The following is a 595-nucleotide window of genomic DNA, read 5'->3' on the forward strand; positions in this document are numbered from 1 at the left end:
GCCGGGGTGCCGCACGCGCTGTACCGCCGATGGGAGGGGGAACTCGGTGGTGCCAGTGGTTCGCGCCGTGCGGGGTAGCTCCGCATCGGCGCGCCGGTGCCGGTGCGAGCCCGTGTGCGCCGGTGGCGCGTACGGGCGTCGCGGGGCGGGCCCTGGACATGGAGAAGCGGCAGGCCGGGGGGTTGGTGCTGCCCCGTGCCCTGCCGCCGTGACGCGTCCTGCTGAGGGCGCGGCTCCGGCGGGACGCGTGGGCGCCGGAGTGCGCGAGCCTGACGCTCGGCGTCAGGCCGCATCAGGTCGATGCGGTGCGGCTGCGGTCAGCGCTTCTTGGCCCGGCCCTTGTGGGCCTTGGCCGAGGTCTCGCGCTGCTGCTGCGCAGCCTGCTGAGCACGCGAGCGGTTGGCCAGCTCCTGCAGCTCACGCATGCGGGCATAAGCCATCTCGATCGTGTACAAGGGGTAGCTCACTCCTGAAGAATCGTCGTTGATTGAGGTAGTTCAGCTAGAGATTCGCAGGACATCTCGCCCTGCATGCCTTAGATTCTACACCCAAACTCTCTTGATCGCAGAACTTTGAAAGGTGCGTGCCGTCACAT

At 68.4% G+C, this 595-nt stretch carries 1 protein-coding gene; it reads right to left on the reverse strand.

Annotated elements, in window-relative coordinates; all coding sequences use genetic code 11:
* Positions 1 to 317: 317 nt before the first annotated feature.
* Complete coding sequence (locus tag KUM32_RS43050) at positions 318 to 467, reverse strand: hypothetical protein (RefSeq protein WP_217146981.1); 150 nt, start codon at positions 465 to 467, stop codon at positions 318 to 320.
* Between the last annotated feature and the right edge of the window lie 128 nt (positions 468 to 595).

The sequence above is a fragment of the Streptomyces sp. AC627_RSS907 genome, assembly GCF_019049165.1.